General features: G+C 75.7%; 2 protein-coding genes. Both read left to right on the top strand.

Annotation, left to right across the window (positions count from 1 at the left end):
- The first annotated feature begins 134 nt into the window (after window positions 1–134).
- Window positions 135–356 (top strand): hypothetical protein, encoded by a 222-nt coding sequence (locus HUX53_RS38225; protein WP_217920390.1) that lies wholly within the window; start codon window positions 135–137, stop codon window positions 354–356.
- A 146-nt stretch (window positions 357–502) separates the two neighbouring features.
- Window positions 503–711: hypothetical protein (locus HUX53_RS40460; RefSeq protein ID WP_217920389.1), on the top strand; the 209-nt coding region annotated here is incomplete at its 3' end.

Genomic DNA, 711 nt, shown 5'->3' with positions numbered 1-711 from the left:
GAAGGTGTGGATGAGAGACGGCCGGCAGCGCCCGCGAGTCGGCCGCGGCGATCCCGTCACGTCCGGCCGTCCCCGCGGCCGATTCGCGGGCGCTGGCGGTGAGCGTGCTCGCCCGGATGCGCCGGGACATCGACGTGGGAATGGCGGCCGGCGAGGTCGAGCCCCGGTTCGGGACCGAGCTGGCCACCCAGGTCACCACGCTGCTCAACGAGGTGGACGGCGGCGCGGCGGTGGACCTGCCGCGGCGGGTGGCGCGGCTGCGGGCGCTGATGGCGGGACGGGCGCCGGGCGAGGTGTCCCCGGGGCGCGCCGCCGGGCTGTCCGCGCTGCTCGCCGAGATTCCCGTCAGACCCTGAACCGCCGACCCCTTGACGGGCGGCGCCGATGAGACGAACATCACACCTGGCCCTCCTGAGACAGATTTCCGATGTGTCTCACGAGCGGCCCGTCACGACACGGCGCGACACGGCCCGGCACCCCGCCGGGACCACGGAGGTCGGCGATGAGCGGACACCACGACGACGTGCCCGAGTGGGCGCCCCGGAACCCGCCGGAGACGGGCGGCTTCGACGCGCCGCGCGTCTTCCTCGGCGCCTCCGATCCGGGCGGCGTCCCGGGCGGCGGCCGGCCGGAGCCGCCGCCCACGGAGACCGGCACAACCGACGCTGCCGACCAAGAGGACAGGGTAGACCCCGGAGGACGCCGACACCT

The sequence above is a fragment of the Actinomadura sp. BRA 177 genome (assembly GCF_013372625.1).
Taxonomy (GTDB): Bacteria; Actinomycetota; Actinomycetes; order Streptosporangiales; family Streptosporangiaceae; genus Spirillospora.
This window is presented reverse-complemented; position numbering and strand designations above follow the sequence as displayed.